Genomic DNA, 1,243 nt, shown 5'->3' on the forward strand with positions numbered 1-1,243 from the left:
AGGCGCCGCAGTTGGACCAGGCTTCTGGGTCGGAGGGGGCTTGACGGCATGCACGCTGACCGAACATGACGGCGGCGAGGGTATGGCCGGTGCGAAACGCGACGATAGCCAGCGCGCTGGCTGCGCGGGCATGGGTTGGGCACTCACGCAGGGCGCGCCAGAACGCTGGCGCGGCCAGAGCAGGCTCATTGCGCTCCAGCAGGACTCGCCCCTGCTCCACATAATCGTGGGCCAAGGCTGCCCGCCTCTTGCCACTGGCCGACTGCGGACTGGCCAGATCCTTCAGGTCTTTGGCCAGAGTGGCCAGCACACTGCCCCAGTCGCGGTAACGCGGCTGGCGCAGGATGCGCACACTGGGGTACCAAGGGGAATCCTCGCGCTCCAGCAGCCAGCGCCAGTCCGGCATCCACGGAATCAGCAGCCACACCGGCAGGCCCAGTGCACCGGCCACATGGCAGATGGAGGTATCCACACACACCAGCACATCCAGATGTTGCAGCGCTGCGGCCGTGTCTCCAAAGTCATGCAAATCGGCTGACAAATCGACCACCTTGGCTTGCAGTTCAGGCGGAAGCTGCGCCAGATCGGCGCTACGCGAGCCGACCTGGAAGGAATAGAAGGTGGCACCTTCGAGCGCCAGCACCGGTGCCAGGGCGCTGAGCGCCATCGAACGGTTGGCATCGTTCTTGTGGGCCGGATTGCCGGCCCACACCAGTCCCACGCGCAAGCCCGGGGCCGCAAAGCGAGGTGCCCAGCTGGCACTACGTTCGGGCTCCAGGTGCAGGTAGGGCAGGGTAGGAGGGACGTCCTGCGACAGGCCCATCAGGTGCGGCACGCTCAGCAGTGGGCACAAAAAGTCGTAGGCCGGCGTGCGTGCGCCCTCGTGCACCAGCTCCACATTGGGCGGCAGTACCACCAGGGGTGTTAGCGACTCCTGAATTAATAGCAGCACACGCAGGCACTGAGAGGCCAAGAGGTCGATATAGCGTAAAAACTGCAGGGTGTCGCCAAGGCCCTGCTCGGCATGGACCAGCAAGGTCTGGGTAGGCAGGGGCTGGCCATTCCACAGGGGCTTGGTGGACTTGAGGCGCTTGGAGGGGAAGTCCGGCACATCGAAGCGGCGCTCATAGTCGGCAAAGCCGCCAGCTAGGTCACCGGCCAGCAGTCGGGCCAGGCCACGGTTGTAGATCAGGCCGGCGTAGTCTGGGCGGGCTTGCAGGCCACGCTCGAAACAACGCAGGGC

The 1,243-nt window shown here is 65.4% G+C and carries 1 pseudogene; it reads right to left on the reverse strand.

Features of this window, described 5'->3' with window-relative positions:
• Positions 1–1,243 (reverse strand): annotated as a pseudogene (locus tag CHU94_RS00005) (hypothetical protein); the annotation flags it as partial.

Source organism: Rhodoferax sp. TH121, from assembly GCF_002251855.1.
In the GTDB taxonomy this organism is placed as follows: Bacteria; Pseudomonadota; Gammaproteobacteria; order Burkholderiales; family Burkholderiaceae_C; genus Allorhodoferax.